Below are 17,035 nucleotides of genomic sequence, written 5' to 3' on the forward strand. Positions count from 1 at the left end.
GGCTCGGTCTGCTCCTGCAGCCCGAGCCCGTCCTGGTGAACGTCGAGCTGTAGCCCCTCCAGGGCGCGAGTCGCCAGGATTTGTCGCCCCGGCGCAGCCGGCGGCGACAAATCCTGGCGACTCACGCCCGTGAGTGAGCGACCTACGCCGACGTGAGGGCCTTTGCCAGGCGCTGCGGAGAGACCGGTTCGACCGTCCCGAGGCGCTGGGCGAACAGGCTCACGCGGAACTCCTCCAGGAGCCACCGCGTCTGCACGAGGTTCGCCGGGGCGTCGGCCGGAAGGGGCGTCGCGCCCCCCGCCTCGACGAAGCCGGCGGCGCCGCGCTCGTACTCGGTCATGCGCTGACGGTCACGGCCCGGGTTGTCGGGCAGGGTCTTCACCCGGTCCAGAGCACCCGCGAGGTACCGGGGCAGATGCGCCAGGCGGGCCAGCCCGGTGCGCGAGATGAAGCCGGGGAAGATCAGGCCCTTCAGCTGCCCCCGCACGTCGTTCAGGGCCCCGAGCAGCGTGATGGAGGAGGCATCCTTCATCGCCCGCTCGACCTCGCGCTGCGCGAGCAGGATCTTCGCGACGAGCGACACGGCCTTAAACGTCTCGTCGACCGACGCCGCGGAGAAGGCGTCACGGACGCGCTCGAAGTCGGCTTTGGTGCGGACGATCCCGCCGGATGCCGTGCGCCGGAGCACGTCGTCGGCGACGGCGACCCGCGCGTCTTCGATCAGTGCTTTGGCGTTCTGGTACGGCGACGCCGCCAGCGCCAGCTTCTCGTTCGCGGTGAGGTGGTCGAGCACGTAGGTTGCCGGAGAGGGGACGGCGAGCAGCATCAAGCGGAGGATGCCGGCACGCGTGTGCCGCGCGGCCTCCTCCGGCGTCGCCTCCACGCGGAGCGCGACGCTGTCCCCCTCGTCGATGAGCGCCGGATACCCGCGCACGACACCGCCGGCGACCGGGGTGTCCACGACCTCGGCGAGGTCGTCGAGATCCCACGTCGTGAGCTTCGCGCGAGAGGCGAAGGCGGGGGATGCCTCGACGACACGCGCCGCGGCCGTCCGCACCGGAGTACGCGCGATCGTCGACTCCACGCTCGAGCGCGCACGATCGGCGAGTCGTCGCTGCAGCGCGCCCAGGTCGCGGTCGGAGCCGACGGCGCGGCCGCGGGGGTCGACGGCGCGGAACGACATCATGAGGTGCCCGGGCACACGATCGAGTTCGAAGTCCGCGGCGCTCACGCGCTGGTTCGCCACGCGCTGCACCAGCGCCGCGAGCGCGTCGACGAGCGTCGTCTTCGGAAGGCCGTTGGCATGCTCGGGGCCCTTCTCGGCGAGCTCGGCGCTGAACTTCTCGGCCCAGTCGGCGGCCGGGACGACGTTGCGGCGGATGGTCTTGGGCAGGGCCCGCAGCAGCGCGGTGACGAGTTCGTCGCGCATCCCCGGCACCTGCCAGTCGAAGCCGTCGGGGCGCAGCTGGGCGAGCAGCGGCAGCGGGACGACCACCGTCACACCGTCATCCGGTGCTCCCGGCTCGAAGCGGTACGCGAGGTTCAGCGTCTGGTCGCCCTGCCGCCAACGGGCCGGGAAGGCGCGGTCATCGCCCTGCGCGCGGTCGCCGGTGAGATCGGACTCGCGCAGATCGAGCAGGTGCGGCGTGCGGTTCGAGGCATCCTTCCACCAGGTCTCGAACGAGCGGACGTCGGTGACGTCCGCGGGGATCCGTGCGTTGTAGAACGCGAACACCGCCTCGTCGCCGACGAGGATGTCGCGGCGACGCTCGCGCTCCTCGATCTTCTCGAGGAGGCGGCGCTGCTCCTGGTTGCGGCGGAGGAACGCGGTGAGGCGCTTGTCGAGCACCGACGGATCCCATTCGCCCTCGACGAGCGCATGCCGCACGAACATCTCGCGCGCGAGCGGTCGGTCGAAGCGGGAGAGCTGCACCCTCCGGCGACTGACGAGTTCGACACCGAACAGCGTGACCTTCTCGTAGGCGGCGGCGGAGCCGGCATCCTTCGACCAGTGGGGCTCGCTCAGCGAACGTTTCACGAGATCGGGGGCCAGTTCTTCGGCCCACGCCGGGTCGACCGCCGCAACCGTGCGGGCGAACAGACGTGACGTCTCGACGAGCTCGGCGGCCATGACCGCGGAGGGACGCTTCTTCTTCAGTCCCGAGCCGGGGAAGATCGCGAACCGCGCGCCGCGCGCGCCGATGTACTCACCCTTCGTGGGGCGGGCGTCGCCGGGCGCCTTACGGTCCTTGGTCTGCGCGATCGTGCGCGGATCCAGGATGCCGATGTGCGACAGGAGCCCCGCCAGGATGGCGCGGTGGATGGCATCCCCCTGCGCGTGCCCCTCGGGTGCTTCTTCGCGCGACCCTCGCCGCGCTTCGGACGGTGCATGTCGCGAACGGTGCGGTTGGGAGCGACCCGAAGCCGCAGTCTGGGCGCGACGCCGCTCGCGGCCGGCGCCAAGCAGCGACGTCAGCTGCCGGTGTACGTCGACCCACTCGCGCACGCGCACATAGTTGAGGTGCTCGCTGCGGCACAGCCGACGGAACGCGCTCGAACCGAGCTCGGCCTGCTTGTCCTGCAGGTACGCCCACAGGTTCAGCAGCGACAGGAAGTCGCTGGTCGGATCGGTGAAGCGGGAGTGGAAGCGGTCGGCTTCCTCACGCCGCTCCTCGGGACGCTCCCGGACGTCCTGGATCGACATGCCGGCGACGATCGCCATGACCTCGGGCAGCACGTCGGTCTCGCGGGCCTCGAGCAGCATGCGGGCGAAGCGCGGGTCGATGGGGAGCCGCGCGATCTCGCGTCCGATGCCGGTGAGCCGGGGACCGTGCTCGTTCCGCCGCCGCGACGGGTCGCCGTCCTCACGCACGTCGCGGTCGGTGTCCGCTCCCCGCGACCCGGGTGCCGGCAGCTTCACGGCACCGAGCTCGACGAGCAGGTCGAACGCGGCCTTCACGCCGCGGGAGTCGGGCGGCGTGAGGAACGGGAAGGCCTGGATGTCGCCGAATCCGAGCGAGAGCATCTGCAGGATGACGGATGCCAGGGAGGTCCGCAGGATCTCGGGCTCGGTGTACTCGGGGCGGCGGAGGAAGTCGTCCTCGGAGTACAGGCGGATCGCGATACCCGGCGACGTGCGGCCGGCGCGACCCGAGCGCTGCTGCGCGGAGGCTTGAGACACGGCCTCGATCGGCAGGCGTTGGATCTTGGACCGGTTGCTGTACCGCGAAATGCGCGCGGTGCCCGTGTCGACGACGTACCGGATGCCGGGAACGGTGAGGCTCGTCTCGGCGACGTTGGTCGCGAGGATCACGCGGCGACGGACGCCGGCGACCGTGGAGCGTTCGAACACGCGGTGCTGCTCCGCGGCCGAGAGACGCCCGTAAAGGGGGAGGACCTCGGTCGGGGCGGCATCCTTCTGGTACGCCCCGCGGATCGCGTCCGCGGCATCCCGGATCTCGGCCTCGCCGGGGAAGAAGACGAGGACATCGCCCGCGGGCTCCCGGTCGAGCTCGCGCAGCGCCGCGACGACGGCACCGACCTCGTCGACGTCGTCGGTGTCGCGCTTGCCCGCTGCCGGGCTGCGGAGCTTCTTGCGTTGCGGCGCGGTCCTGCCGGCATCCGGGTCGGAATCGCCGTCGTCCTCCGGAGACGGTTCCGCTCCATCGAGCGGCCGGTAGCGGATCTCGACCGGATAGGTTCGGCCGGACACCTCGATGACGGGCGCCGGGATCGGGTCGCCGCCGGGCTGTGCGGGGGCGGCGGCGAAGTGTCGCGCGAAGCTCTCGGGATCGATCGTCGCCGACGTGACGATGATCTTGAGGTCGGGCCGCTGCGGCAGGATGCGCCGCAGGTATCCCAGCAGGAAGTCGATGTTCAGCGAGCGTTCGTGCGCCTCATCGACGATGATCGTGTCGTAGCGGCGCAGCAGACGGTCGCGGTGGATCTCGTTGAGCAGGATGCCATCGGTGACAAGCGCCACACGGGTGTCGGCTGACACCTTGTCGGTGAAGCGCACCTTGTAGCCGACCGTGGACCCGAGCGGCACCTGCATCTCTTCCGCGATGCGCTCCGCGATGGTCCGCGCGGCGATGCGGCGCGGCTGCGTGTGCGCGATCGAGGTGCGGCCGAGCTCGAGGCAGATCTTCGGCAGCTGCGTCGTCTTTCCCGACCCCGTCGCGCCGGCGACGATCACGACCTGGTGGTCGCGGATGGCGCGCGCGATCTCGTCCCGCGCGGTGCTGACGGGCAGCTCGGGCGGGTAGACGATGACGGGTTCACCAGACACAGCCTTCCAGCCTATCGGCCCCCATCGCGTGAGTCGCCAGGTTTTGTCGCCGCGCGGGACGCGCAGGCGACAAGACATGGCGACTCAGGCGGGTCAGGGCGCCTTCGCGGCGAGGACTCGGCGAGCGGCGGCATCCACCTTCGCGGCGAACGCCGGGTCGGCTTGGGCCTTCGCGATCACCGCCTGACGCATCTCGGGGTAGACCGAGGAGTCGGCCGAGACGAGCAGCAGATCGATCCCGGCGTCGACCGCGAGCGTCGCTCGGTCAGCGGGCGGCCACGGTCGCACCTGCTGCGCGGCCGAGAGGTCGTCGGTCGTGACGACGCCGTCGAAACCGACCGTGTCGCGCAGCACGCCCACGACCGTCGGCGAGAACGCGGCGGGGGAGTTCGCGTCGATCTTGGCGTAGATCGCGGTGGAGAGCATGACCACCGCGGGACCCTGCGGGAGGACGGTGCGATAGACGCCGACGTCGGGACCGTCGGCGGTGACGAAGTCGTCGGTGACACCGGAATTCGTGTCGGTGTTCTCGCCCACGTGCCCGAGCCCGGGGAAGTGCTTGAACGTGGGAAGGATGCCGCCGTCGCGCATCCCCTGCGCGAACGCCCCGGCCTTGGCGGCAACGGTGGCGCCGTCGTAGCCGTACTCGCGGGCGAGCTCGCCGATGGGCGGATTGCTCTGCGCGGTCTCGGGGCTCGTCACGACGTCCGCGACGGGAGCGAGGTTCATGTTCACGCCCGCCTGCGCCAGCTGTCGGCCCCACGTTGCGGCGTTGGCGCGGAGCGTGGCGTCGTCCTGCTGTCCCTGGTCGACGGCGGAGGGGATGTCATCGAATCCCGGCCCGGACAGCACCTGAACGGTGCCCCCCTCCTGGTCGGTCGCGACCCACAGCTCCGGCTGGCCCGTTGCCACCACCGAGGTGAACCCGCTCACCAGGTCGGCGGTCGCCTGCGCGCCGGCATCCGACCGGCCGTGGAGGAAGATGCCGCCGATGCGATCGTCGCGCACCGCGGCCAGGGTCGTCGGGTCGGTGCCGTTCACAGACGTCCCGACCATGAACATCTGCCCGACTTTGTCCTCGAGGCTCCAGCCGGCGAGGGGATCAGGTGTCGGCGTGGGGGTGGGAGCGGGGGTCGCTGTTGCTGACGGCGTCGGCGTCGCGGAGGGTGTTGGCGCCGGTTCGGGAACGCAGCCGGCGAGCGCGACGGCGGCGAGCAGGAACAGGACCATGGACCGCGCAGTCTTCGTCACCCCTCGATCGTCGCGCATCACTCGCCTCCGCGCACCTGGGCTGAGTAGTGCTCAGCCGTTGCCGGCCGAGCACGTGGCCTGGTCGGCCTTCGACCCGCTGACGTTGCTCGGCAGTTCGACGACCTCCGGCGCGGCGGTGGGGTCGGTGGCATCCGGCGCCGGGGTGGTCTCGACGGGAGCCGGTTCGGTCGGGGCCGGTGCGGACGGGTCGGCGATCACTCCGCCGTTCGCGCCGGCCTCACCCGTGAGCGCCAGGGGAGCGTTGCGTTCGAGCGCGTCCCACAGGATCGCCGCGGATGCCTCGTCGGGCACCACGCGGTTCGGGTCGTCGGGATCGTCGACCACCGGGAACTGCACGAACGTGATGTCGTCGAAGGGGACGTCCTTCAGCGTGTAGGCGAGCTGCGCGATGCGGATCGGATCGGCCAGGCTCTCGCTCGGCGTGATGTTGTTCACCGCGGTGTTGGCGAGACCGATGAGCGTCCCGGGGTTGGACAGCACCTCGTCGCTGCGCAGCTTGTTGACCAGCCGCGAGAGGTACTGCTGCTGGTTGCCGATGCGGGCGAGGTCGCTGCCGTCGCCGATGCCTTTGCGCGTGCGCAGGAAGGCCAACGCGTCGTACCCGGTGACCACGCGGGGGCCGGGCTCCCAGTCGATGCCCGCGTCGGGGTCGTCGATGCCGTCGCCGCCGATGCACACCTCCACGCCGCCGATCGCGTCGGTGATGTTCACCACGTTGCCGAAGCTCACTTTGGCGGCGAAGGGGATGCTCTGACCGCTCAGCTGAGACACCGTCTCGGCGACGCATGTCAACCCGCCCGCGCCGTAGGCACTGTTGATGGGTGCCTTGAAGGAGCCCTCGAAGACGGTCCCGTCCGGGGCGGTGCACTCCGGGATCGGCAGCTCCAGGTCGCGGGGGAAGGACACCACGGTCACGCGGCGGGGATCGGCCGAGACGTGCACGAGCATGTTGACGTCATTGCGGGTGCCGTCGTTCTCGGGGTCGGTGCAGCGGGCACCGAACGCCTCCCGTACCTGGTCGTCGCATTCGTCCGTGCCGACGACCAGCACCGTGAACGGTTCGCCGTACTCGCTCAGCGCCGGGGGCTGTTCCGGGGCGTCCTGGAGCGGCACGGCTGCCTCCTGCAATCGCTGCGACAGAGACCAGGCGTAGAAGCCGCCGACGGCGACAGCGGCGACGACCGCGACGGTCAGCGCGATCGCGAGGGCCTTGGCCCCGCGGCGCCATCCGGAGGCGGGACGTCGGCGCGCGTGCTGCGCGGAGGGCTGCGTCATGGGGGTAGTCAACCATGGCTGTCCGTGTCCGACCGTGCGGCGTCAACCCCGGAACGAGGTTCGCCTCTCGCTCCTAGGGTTGGTCTCATGACTGTTCCCTCTGTCCAGCTCAATGACGGAAACTCCATCCCCCAGCTCGGCTACGGCGTGTTCCTCGTTCCCGCCGACGACGCTGAGCGCGCCGTGTCCGAGGCGCTCGAGGTCGGCTACCGCCACATCGACACCGCCGCGATCTACAAGAACGAAGAGGGCGTCGGCCGCGCGATCGCCGCCAGCGGCATCCCGCGCGACGAGCTCTTCATCACCACGAAGCTCTGGAACGACCGCCACGACGGCGAGGAGCCGCACGCCGCGATCGACGAGAGCCTCGGCAAGCTCGGCCTCGACGCCGTCGACCTGTACCTCATCCACTGGCCGACGCCGAAGAACGACAACTATGTGCACGCGTGGCAGAAGATGATCGAGATTCGCGAGGCCGGGAAGACCCGGTCGATCGGTGTCTCGAACTTCCTCGTGCCGCACCTCGACCGCATCGTCGCCGAGACGGGTGTGACCCCTGTGGTCAACCAGATCGAGCTGCACCCGGCGCTCAGCCAGCGCGAGATCCGGGCGTGGGGCGCCGAGCACGACATGCACATCGAGTCGTGGGGCCCGCTCGGCCAGGGCAAGTACGACCTGTTCGAGATCCCCGCCGTCGTCGACGCCGCGGACGCCCACGACAAGTCGCCGGCCCAGGCGGTGCTGCGGTGGCACATCCAGCACGGCCTCATCGTCTTCCCGAAGTCGGTGCGCCGCGAGCGCCTCGAGGAGAATTTCGACCTGTTCGACTTCGAGCTCAGTGCCGACGAGATGGCCGCGATCGACGCGATCGACCCCGGCGACGACTCGGGCCGTGTCGGCACCCACCCCGACGACCTCAACTGAGGACGGATGAGACGCTGAACCGCCTCGCGAACGCCTCGAGCCCCTACCTGCGGGCCCACGCCGACAATCCCGTCGCGTGGTTCCCGTGGGGGCCCGAGGCGTTCGCCGTCGCGGCCGAGCGCGACGTTCCCGTGCTCGTGTCCATCGGCTACAGCACGTGCCACTGGTGTCACGTCATGGCGCGGGAGTCGTTCCAGGATGCCGAGACCGCCGCGCTCGTCAACGACGGGTTCGTGGCGATCAAGGTCGACCGCGAAGAGCACCCCGACGTCGACGCGGCCTACCTCGACGCCGCCTCCGCGTTCACGCCGCACCTGGGATGGCCCCTGACAGCATTCGCCTCGCCGGACGGCCGCGTCTTCTACGCCGGCACGTACTTCCCGCCGGAGCCGCGCGGACAGCTTCCCTCGTTCCGCCAGGTGCTCGCTGCCGTTCGCGAGGCCTGGACCGAGCGGCGAGCCGAAGTGGATGCCACGGGCACCGCCCTCCGCGAGGCGCTTGCCGCCGCAGCCCCCGCCGCGGCCGAGGCGCTCCCGTCCGCCGACGCGCTCGCCGATGCCGTCGCGGCCGTCGTTGCCCGCGAGGATCACGAGTTCGGCGGGTTCGCGGCGGGCGCCGCCGTCGAGTCGCCGAAGTTCCCGAACACCCCGGTGTTGCGCCTGCTGCAGCACCCCGCACTGGCGTCCCTCGCCCCCGAGGCCGCGAGCGTGGCATCCCGCGCCCTAGCGGCGATGACGGGGTCCGAGCTGCGCGACCCGGTCGAGGGCGGATTCTTCCGCTACGCCACGCGCCGCGACTGGACCATCCCGCACTACGAGCGGATGCTGACCGACAACGCCGGACTCGTCGAGGTCGCGCTCGCCGCGGGCGACGACGGGACCGCCGCCGAGACCGCGCGGTTCCTCGTCGACGTCTTGCAGTTGCCGTCCGGGGGGATCGCCGCCGCGCAGGACTCCGAGTCGATCATCGACGGGCAGCGTTCCGAGGGCGGCTACTACCGGGCCACCGATCGTTCGCAGCTGGCGCCCCCGGCCCTCGACGCCAAAGTGGTCACGGGCTGGAACGGGCACGCGATCGCCGCGCTGGCCGCCGCCGGTGCCCGGACGGATCCGCGATTCGTGGAGGCCGCCCGGTGGGCCGCCGACACCGTGCTCGAGAACAACGTCGCCGACGACGGGTCTCTGCGGCGCGCGTCGCTCGACGAGATCCGGTCCGCCGCTCCCGCGACGCTCGAGGACTACGGCGGGCTGGCGCGCGGTCTGCTCGTCCTCGCACGCGTCACCGGGGAAGTGGCGTACGCCGAACGGGCGCGCGCCCTCGTCGACGCGTGCGTCGGGGCCGATGGCATCCACCCGCCCGGTGGGGGCGATCCCGTACTCGCCCGGCAGGGGATGCAGCCGCAGGGTGTTCCCAGCGACGGCGCGGCTCCATCGGGGCCGTCGGCGTTCGCTGCCGCGGCCCTGGACCTGTGGCGGATGGGTGCGGGGGAGCGCTACCGCGAGGCAGCGGCGATGCTCGTCCGGGCGGCTGCGCCCGCGGCGCTGGGGGCACCGCTCGCCTACGGGGCGATCCTGGAGGTGGCGCTGGGGCTGGCGACGCCGCCCCGTCAGCTCGTCGTGGTCGGGGAGACGGACTCCGAGATCGCCGACGTGGCCCGCCGCGTCGTGGCCGACGTCATCGCGGTGGTCACCCCCGCTCAGGCGACCGCCTTCGCTCAGGCCGGCTTCGCGCTCTTCGAGGGCAAGGTCGCCCGCGACGGCGGGGCAACCGCCTACGACTGCCGGGCGTTCACCTGCGCGCTTCCGACCTCCGATCCCGCCGCGCTGGAGACACCGCGGCGCACGTCCGCGTAGATCGCGAGGTACGCCGCAGCGGGGGCGGGCGGGGGCGGAACCGGGGTCGTCGGTCGTGGACCGTCCGCCAATGCCGACGCGAGAGCCGTTGCCCAGGCGCCCGGGTCGGAGAAACCGGTCACGGTGCGGATCCCCTCGCCGTAGAGATCAGCGAGCTCGGGCAGTCCGCCGACGTGGGAGGCCACGACCGGCGTTCCCGCTTGGAGCGCCTCGGCCGCGACGCGGCCGAACGGCTCGTGCCATTGGGTGGGGACGGCCAGCACGTCGCAGCGGGCGAGGAGGTCGCCGGGGTCGACGTAGCCGAGTTGGACGCACGCGCCGGCGGCGTACTCGAGGGCATAGCGGTCCGTGAGGGCGCGTCCGTAGGACGTGGGTCCGCCGGCGACCAGCAGACGGACTTCGATGCCGCCCGCCCTCAAGAGACGGACCGCCTCGTGCAGGATGCCGACCCCCTTGTCGGCGTCCAGACGGCCGAGGTACCCCACGACCGGGAGCCCGTCGGCCCGGTGGGACGGCGTCGCGCTCTCGGCGGTATCGCCGGAGGGGCGGGGGCGGTTGCGGACGATCGTCGGGGTGTCGTCGCGGCCGCGCACCCCGGCCGCCCTCATCCGGCGCCACACGTAGTCGCTCACCCCGACCACGCGGCGGGGGCGCAGCCACGACAGGGTGAAGGGTGCCTTGAGGATGCGGCAGCGCAGGCTCCGGCGGGAGCACACGGAGTGGTTGTGCTCGCCGAACGACGACGTGCAGACGAGGGAGTAGTCCCGCACCGTCTGGACCGTCGGGACGCGTCGGACGGCGAGCCATGCCAGCCAACCGAACCCGGCGATGTTGTTGAGGTGGACGACGTCCGGCCGTCCCTGGCGGATCTCCGCACGCAAGGCCGCGTACTCGCGAAGTCGCAGGAGCTCTCCCACGTGCCACAGGGCCCGAGCCCACCGGGCCGGATGGCGCCCCTCGGGGTGCAGGCGCCGTCGCCACAGGCGTCGGACCGAGACCCGTCCGGGCTCCGGGGACGCATCGGCGTCGCGGTGGGCGTCGCGTCGACTGCGCGGGGCGAGACACAGGACCCGGACGACGTGCCCGTCGGCCGCGAGGTCTTCGGCCAGCTCCTGCACGGAGAGCTCGGCGCCGCCGATCACGAAGGGAGGGTACGACGTGTTGACGAGCAGCACCTTCACTCGTGCGATTATCGCCGTGTCACCGGCCCCGTTCTTCGGGTCGTCCCTGGAGTCGTCTCTGCGCTCACCAGAGGTCGAGCCTTCATTCACCATGACCGCGATCGGCGCTGGCCGAGAGCCGTCTCGTCGGTCAGGATGTGGGGGTACCCGATCGCTCGAGGAGGAGCACCATGTCCGCGCACGCCATTCCCGACACCCCCGAGATCCGCGCCCGGATGGATGCCGCTCAGGCTGAGGGGATGGCCGCGCTCGGTCTGCACGGGAGCGAGGTGCAGGCCTGGGAGGACGGCTATCGCGCCGCCGAGGCCGCCGACTCGACCTTCGAGTGGTGGTACTTCGACTGCCAGTTCGACGACGGCTCGACCCTCGTGGTCACCTTCTCGAACAAGCCGCACACCGACCCGGGTGGGCCAATCACACCGACCGTGCTGGTCATCCGCCAGCTCGCCGACGGAACACGGACCCACGTCGAGCCCTCTTTCCCCGCGGAATCGTTTGCGGCCGAGACCACCCGGTGCGATGTGCGCATCGGCGCCAACACGGTGACCGGAGACCTCGACACCTACCGGTTGCACGTGGATGTCGAGGGCCTGACCGCCGACGTCACAATCCATCGCGCCGCGCCGTCGTGGCGGCCGGGCGCCGGGATCACTTTCTTCGACGCGGCCAAGACGCACTATCTCGCCTGGGTCGTTCCGGTCCCGTACGGCACCGTGGAGGCGACGATCACCCAGAGCGGAAAGACCGTCACTCTGACGGGCACCGCGTATCACGACCACAACTGGGGCAACCACCTCATGGGGTCGTTCCTCGACCACTGGTTCTGGGGGCGCGCCCACCTCGGGGAGTACACACTCGTGTACGTGCAGATGACCACGAAGGGACTGTTCGGTCTGGGACAGATTCAGATCCCGACCTTCTACCTCGCGCGCGGCAACGAGGTACTGACCGATGACCTCTTGCCGCTTCGGCTCATCACAAGCGGCGAGGTCCCGGGTCCCGGACACCAGACGTATCCCACGCGGCTCGAGTGGACGTGGGAACGCGAAGGCGACCGCATCGCCTTCACCGTCACGCAGCCGCGACTGATCGAGGCACTCGACATGCGCCCGCGACGATCGCCCCTGTCGGCCGTGCTGCACGCGGGGGAGCACCCGGAGTACTACGACTTCACCGCCGACGCCGAGCTCGACATCCGGCTCGGTAACCTCGTCGACCGCGTCACGGGCCGGACGCTCTACGAGAAGATGATGTTCCGCTGACGCGGGCGGTCAGATCCAGGTCGGCAGCCAGTTGTGCAGGCGCCAGAACTCGTAGGGCACCGGCAGTCCCGTCCACACCGGGTACCAGAACGCCGAGAGCAGCAGGCACGCGGCGAGGAACACCGTCACCCAGGCCTGCCCGCTCGCCCGTGACATCGATGCGGGACCCCGCGCGACGTCGCGGAGCGCGAACGTCAGCGCGAGCACGAGGAAGGGCGCCATGGCGACCGTGTAGAACTGGAAGATCGTGCGCTCGGGGTAGAGAAGCCACGGAACGTACGTTGCGGCGAGGCCGGTGAGAACGAGGGCGTAGCGCCCGTCGCGCACGATCACGAACCGCACCAGCAGGTACACCGATGCCGCGATGCCCGCCCACCACAGCAGCGGGTTGCCGATGCTGGAGATGGCCTCGGTGCAACCATCGGGGAGCTGGCATCCGTTCACACCGAAATCGTCCTGATGCCAGTACATCGACGTGGGGCGTACGAGCAGCGGCCACTGCCACGCGGGGCTCGCGTACGAGTGCGGGGTGGCGAGCCCGACATGGAACCCGTACATCGCCTGGTGGTAGGCCCACAGATTCTGCAGCGGCAGCGGCACCCACGCCCAGAACCCGGTGCCGGGGGAGGCGTCGACCGCGTGGCGTCCGTACCCGCCGTCGGTGAACAGCCACCCGGACCAACTGGCGAGGTACACCACGGCGGCAACCGGGACGAGCAGCACGAACGAGACGGCACCCTGGCGTACGGCATCCGCGGGCCACTGCGCCACGCCCGCCCGCCGGCGAGCGAGCGCGTCGGACACGACGACGTACACACCCACCGCGGCGAGGACGTACAGCCCCGACCACTTCACCGCCGTGGCCGCGCCCGCCGCCGCCCCCGCGGCGAGCAGCCAGGGGCGATTCCAGAACACGGGTCCCCACGCCGACCGCGTCTGGCCGCGTGCGGCCCACCGCTCCAGCGATGCGCGCCGGTCCCGCGCGACGAAGAACAGCGTCAGCACGACGAAGAACGTCAAGAAGATGTCGAGCAGCGCCACCCGGCTGAGAACGATGCTGAGGCCGTCGATGGCCAGGAGACCGGATGCCACCGAGGCGAAGACGATCGATCCCGTCAGGGTGCGCGCGAGCACGTACACCAGCAGGACGGTGGCGGTACCGAACACGACCCCGGCGATCCGCCAGCCGGTCGCGGTGTCGGCGCCGAAGAGGGCCATGCCCGCGCCGATGAAGATCCGCCCGAGCGGCGGGTGGACGACGTAGCTGCCAACGCCGGAGAAGAAGTCGGTGTCGCCGCTGTTGAAGCGTTCATCGGCGCCCTCGGGCCACGTCGAGGGGAAGCCGAGCAGCCACTGACTCCACGAGTCCTTGACGTAGTACGTCTCATCGAACACCAGTTCGTGCGGGTCGCCGACGTGGACCACGCGCAGCACGAAGGCGATCACGGTGATGAGCGTCGGTGCGAGCCACCGCCACAGGCGTTCCCCGCGCGGGGTGGCCAGGAGCGCGTCGCGCCATCGGTCGAGGCGCGTCGCCGGCTCCGCGGTCGAGGCGGGCGGAAGGACGGCACTCACGCCCCCAGCATAGGGTGGGGCGGTGATCATCCTCGCGGCGACCCCCATCGGCAACCTGGGCGACGCATCGCGCCGGCTGGTGGAGGCCCTCGAGAACGCCGCCGTGGTCGCCGCCGAGGACACCCGGACCACGCAGCGTCTGATGGCGGGGCTGGGCGTCGCGAATCGACCGCGGCTGATCGCCCTGCACGATCACAACGAGAAGGACCGTGCCGCCGAACTCGTCGAGCTCGCGCGTGAGGACGATCTCCTCGTCCTCAGCGACGCGGGCATGCCCACCGTCAGCGATCCCGGCTATGGACTCGTCGCGGCGGCCGCCGCGGCGGGGGTCACCGTCACCGCTCTCCCCGGACCCAGCGCGGTAGTCACCGCGCTCGCCGTCTCCGGACTGCCGACCGACCGCTTCGCGTTCGAGGGCTTCCCGCGCCGTAAGCCGGGCGAGCGGCGCCGCATGTTCGCCGAGCTCGCCGCCGAGCAGCGCACCCTGGTGTTCTTCGAGTCGCCGTCGCGGCTGGCATCCACCCTCGACGACCTCGCCGCCGCATTCGGCGCCGACCGTCCGGCGGCGGTGTGCCGCGAGCTGACGAAACTCCACGAGGAGGTGCGGCGCGGCACCCTCGCCGAGCTGGCCGCGTGGGCGGCCGAGGGCGTGCGCGGCGAGATCGCGATCGTCGTCGGCGGCGCGTCCGCGCGCGAAGTGGCGTTCCCGGATGCCGTGACCCAGGTCTTGGAGCTCGTTCGCGACGGCGCGCGCCTGAAGGCCGCGGCGGCCGAGGTGGCGGCGCTGACCGGACACTCGTCCCGCGAGCTGTACCAGGCGGCGCTCGCGGTGCGGGGCTGACGCGTCACACCGGCCGGGCCGGGCGGCGCGCCCCCGTAGAATCCTGAGGTGACTTCCGGCCGATCCTTCTACATCACGACGCCGATCTACTACCCCAGCGACCTGCCCCACATCGGGCACGGGTACACGACCGTCGCCGTCGACACGCTTGCCCGCTGGCACCGCCAGGCCGGGGACGACACCTGGATGCTGACCGGCACCGACGAGCACGGGCAGAAGATGCTGCGCGCCGCCGCCGCGAACGGGGTCACTCCGCAGGAGTGGGTCGACAAGCTCGTGAACGAATCGTGGTTCCCGCTCCTGCGCACTCTCGACGTCGCCAACGACGACTTCATCCGCACGACGCAGCCCCGCCACGAGGAGCGGGTGCAGCAGTTCGTGCAGGCTCTCTTCGACCGCGGGTACATCTACGCGGGCGAGTATGAGGCGCTCTACTGCGTCGGCTGCGAGGAGTTCAAGCCCGAAGCCGAGATCGTCGACGGCACGGGCCCCTTCGAGGGTCTCAAGGTGTGCGCGATCCACTCCAAGCCGCTGGAGCTCCTCCAGGAGAAGAACTACTTCTTCAAGCTCAGCGAGTTCCAGGATCGCCTGCTCGAGCTGTACAAGACCGAGCCCGACTTCGTGCGTCCCGAGTCGGCGAAGAACGAGGTCGTGTCGTTCGTGCGCAGCGGCCTGAAAGACCTGTCGATCTCGCGCTCGGCGTTCGACTGGGGCATCACGGTGCCGTGGGACCCGTCGCACGTCATCTACGTGTGGGTCGACGCGCTGCTGAACTACGCCACGGCCGTCGGGTACGGCACCGACCCGGAGGAGTTCGCTCGACGGTGGCCCGCGTACCACGTCGTCGGCAAGGACATCCTGCGGTTCCACGCCGTCATCTGGCCCGCGATGCTCATGGCCGCGGGGCTGGACGTCCCCCGCGGGGTCTTCGCGCACGGTTGGCTCCTCGTCGGCGGCGAGAAGATGTCGAAGTCGAAGCTCACCGGCATCGCCCCGACCGAGATCACCGACGTCTTCGGGTCCGACGCCTACCGCTTCTACTTCCTTTCGGCCATCGCCTTCGGCCAGGACGGTTCGTTCTCGTGGGAAGACCTGTCGGCCCGGTACCAGGCCGAGCTCGCCAACGGCTTCGGCAACCTGGCATCCCGCACCATCGCCATGATCGAGCGCTACTTCGAGGGCATCGTGCCCCCGGCGTCCGCCTACACCGAGGGCGACCGCGCGATCCAGGCGACGGTGGCGGATGCCGCGACGCGGGCCGACGCGGCGGTCGAACGCTTCCGCCTCGACGAGGCGATCCAGGCCATCTGGACCATCGTGGACGCGCTCAACGGCTACATCACCGAGAACGAGCCGTGGGCCCTCGCCAAAGACGAGACGCAGCGCGAGCGACTGGGCACGGTGCTCTACACCGCGGCCGAGGGCCTGCGCGCGCTCGCGGTGCTGCTCTCGCCGGTCATGCCCGCCTCGACCGAGAAGCTGTGGATCGCGCTCGGCGCGGCCGAAAGCCTCGGGCGCCTGCACGATCAGCCGCTCCGCGAAGCCGGGGAGTGGGGTGCGCTGCGACCGGGCTCGTCGGTCAACGGCCTCGCTCCGCTCTTCCCCCGGGTCGAGCAGGCGTGAGCACTCCCGTCGAGCGTCCCCGCGGCACGATCGAGGGCGGTGACCCCAGCCAGTACGTGCGCGAGCGGTCGGCGGACGGCCGCCGCGACGTCAGCTACCCGCCGGCCCCGGAGCCCCTGCGGGTGCCGGTCTACGACAACCACTGCCACCTCGAGATCGAGGACGGCGAGACCGGGCTGTCGCTCGACGAGCAGCTCGAGCGCGCGGTCTCCGTCGGCGTGCACGGCGTCGTCCAGGCCGGGGGAGACGTCGATTCCTCCCGGTGGTCGGCGTGGGCGGCGGCGAACCACCCGCGCGTCCTCGCCGCGGTCGCGATCCACCCCAACGAGGCGCCCGCCTACGCCGCCGCCGGCGAACTGGATGCCGCGATCGCGGTCATCGACGAGCTCGCGGCCGAGCCGCGGGTGCGGGCCATCGGCGAGACCGGCCTGGACTTCTTCCGGACCGAGGCCGATGGCATCCCGGCCCAGATGCATTCGTTCGAAGCGCACATCGCGCTCGCGAAGAAGCACCGCATTGCGATGCAGATCCACGACCGCGACGCCCACGACGCGGTCCTCGAGACGCTCGAACGGGTCGGCGCCCCCGACAAGACGGTGTTCCACTGCTTCTCGGGCGACGCCGACATGGCACGCATCGCGGCCGAGCGCGGGTACTACCTCTCGTTCGCGGGGAACGTCACGTTCAAGAACGCGCAGAACCTCCGCGACGCGCTCGCCGTGACCCCGCGCGAGCGCATCCTCGTCGAGACCGACGCGCCCTTTCTGACCCCGACGCCGTACCGCGGGCGTCCCAACGCGCCGTACCTCGTGCCCGTCACGCTGCGCTTCCTGGCCGCCGAACTCGGCACGGATGCCGACGAGTTCGGGGCGCAGGTCGCGGCCAACACCCTCGAGGTGTACGGCGAGTTCTGACGCGACCCGGAACGACGAAGGCCGGCA

11 protein-coding genes are annotated in these 17,035 nt (G+C 70.9%); 6 read left to right on the forward strand and 5 right to left on the reverse strand.

From position 1 onward, the window contains the following. Nucleotides 1–142: 142 nt before the first annotated feature. The 3 genes from hrpA to MHY30_RS00015 form a co-directional block, all read right to left on the reverse strand. Nucleotides 143–4,288: an ATP-dependent RNA helicase HrpA gene (gene hrpA / locus MHY30_RS00005; RefSeq protein ID WP_239272785.1), complete on the reverse strand. Its 4,146-nt coding sequence runs from the start codon at nt 4,286–4,288 to the stop codon at nt 143–145. Between the two features lie 93 nt (nt 4,289–4,381). After that, a complete protein-coding gene (locus MHY30_RS00010; protein WP_239272786.1) occupies nt 4,382–5,539 on the reverse strand; it encodes a glycoside hydrolase family 3 N-terminal domain-containing protein in 1,158 nt (385 codons plus the stop codon). A gap of 51 nt (nt 5,540–5,590) precedes the next feature. Continuing rightward, nucleotides 5,591–6,835, reverse strand: a complete 1,245-nt coding sequence (locus MHY30_RS00015) for an LCP family protein (protein ID WP_239272787.1) — start codon at nt 6,833–6,835, stop codon at nt 5,591–5,593. 87 nt (nt 6,836–6,922) lie between these two features. On the opposite strand from MHY30_RS00015, the gene MHY30_RS00020 reads away from it, so the two are divergent. Both MHY30_RS00020 and MHY30_RS00025 read left to right on the forward strand, forming a co-directional pair. Further along, complete coding sequence (locus MHY30_RS00020) at nt 6,923–7,759, forward strand: aldo/keto reductase (RefSeq protein ID WP_239272788.1); 837 nt, start codon at nt 6,923–6,925, stop codon at nt 7,757–7,759. Between the two features lie 14 nt (nt 7,760–7,773). Next, nucleotides 7,774–9,612 (forward strand): thioredoxin domain-containing protein, encoded by a 1,839-nt coding sequence (locus MHY30_RS00025; protein WP_239274748.1) that lies wholly within the window; start codon nt 7,774–7,776, stop codon nt 9,610–9,612. On the opposite strand, the gene MHY30_RS00030 is transcribed toward MHY30_RS00025, so the two are convergent. Continuing rightward, the gene (locus MHY30_RS00030) at nt 9,531–10,793 is read right to left on the reverse strand and encodes a glycosyltransferase (RefSeq protein WP_239272789.1); all 1,263 of its coding nucleotides are present in this window, start codon (nt 10,791–10,793) and stop codon (nt 9,531–9,533) included. The genes MHY30_RS00025 and MHY30_RS00030 overlap by 82 nt on opposite strands. A 170-nt stretch (nt 10,794–10,963) precedes the next feature. Between MHY30_RS00030 and MHY30_RS00035 the strand changes: the two genes are divergently transcribed. Further along, the gene (locus MHY30_RS00035) at nt 10,964–12,055 is read left to right on the forward strand and encodes a hypothetical protein (protein WP_239272790.1); all 1,092 of its coding nucleotides are present in this window, start codon (nt 10,964–10,966) and stop codon (nt 12,053–12,055) included. A 9-nt stretch (nt 12,056–12,064) separates the two neighbouring features. Here the strand turns inward: MHY30_RS00035 and MHY30_RS00040 are convergent, their stop codons facing one another. Then, nucleotides 12,065–13,630, reverse strand: a complete 1,566-nt coding sequence (locus tag MHY30_RS00040; RefSeq protein ID WP_239272791.1) for a dolichyl-phosphate-mannose--protein mannosyltransferase — start codon at nt 13,628–13,630, stop codon at nt 12,065–12,067. A 22-nt stretch (nt 13,631–13,652) separates the two neighbouring features. On the opposite strand from MHY30_RS00040, the gene rsmI reads away from it, so the two are divergent. Genes rsmI through MHY30_RS00055 form a run of 3 tightly spaced genes read left to right on the forward strand, consistent with a single transcriptional unit; the run spans nt 13,653 to nt 17,008 of the window. Beyond that, nucleotides 13,653–14,471 (forward strand): 16S rRNA (cytidine(1402)-2'-O)-methyltransferase, encoded by an 819-nt coding sequence (gene rsmI / locus MHY30_RS00045; RefSeq protein ID WP_239272792.1) that lies wholly within the window; start codon nt 13,653–13,655, stop codon nt 14,469–14,471. 48 nt (nt 14,472–14,519) lie between these two features. Next, nucleotides 14,520–16,094 (forward strand): methionine--tRNA ligase, encoded by a 1,575-nt coding sequence (metG, locus tag MHY30_RS00050; protein ID WP_239272793.1) that lies wholly within the window; start codon nt 14,520–14,522, stop codon nt 16,092–16,094. Then, entirely contained in the window at nt 16,091–17,008 is a 918-nt protein-coding gene (locus MHY30_RS00055) for a TatD family hydrolase (RefSeq protein ID WP_239272794.1), read from the forward strand. The genes metG and MHY30_RS00055 overlap by 4 nt, the downstream gene beginning before the upstream one ends. Nucleotides 17,009–17,035: the final 27 nt, after the last annotated feature.

The organism is Microbacterium sp. ACRRU (assembly GCF_022346945.1).
Taxonomy (GTDB): domain Bacteria; phylum Actinomycetota; class Actinomycetes; order Actinomycetales; family Microbacteriaceae; genus Microbacterium; species Microbacterium mcarthurae.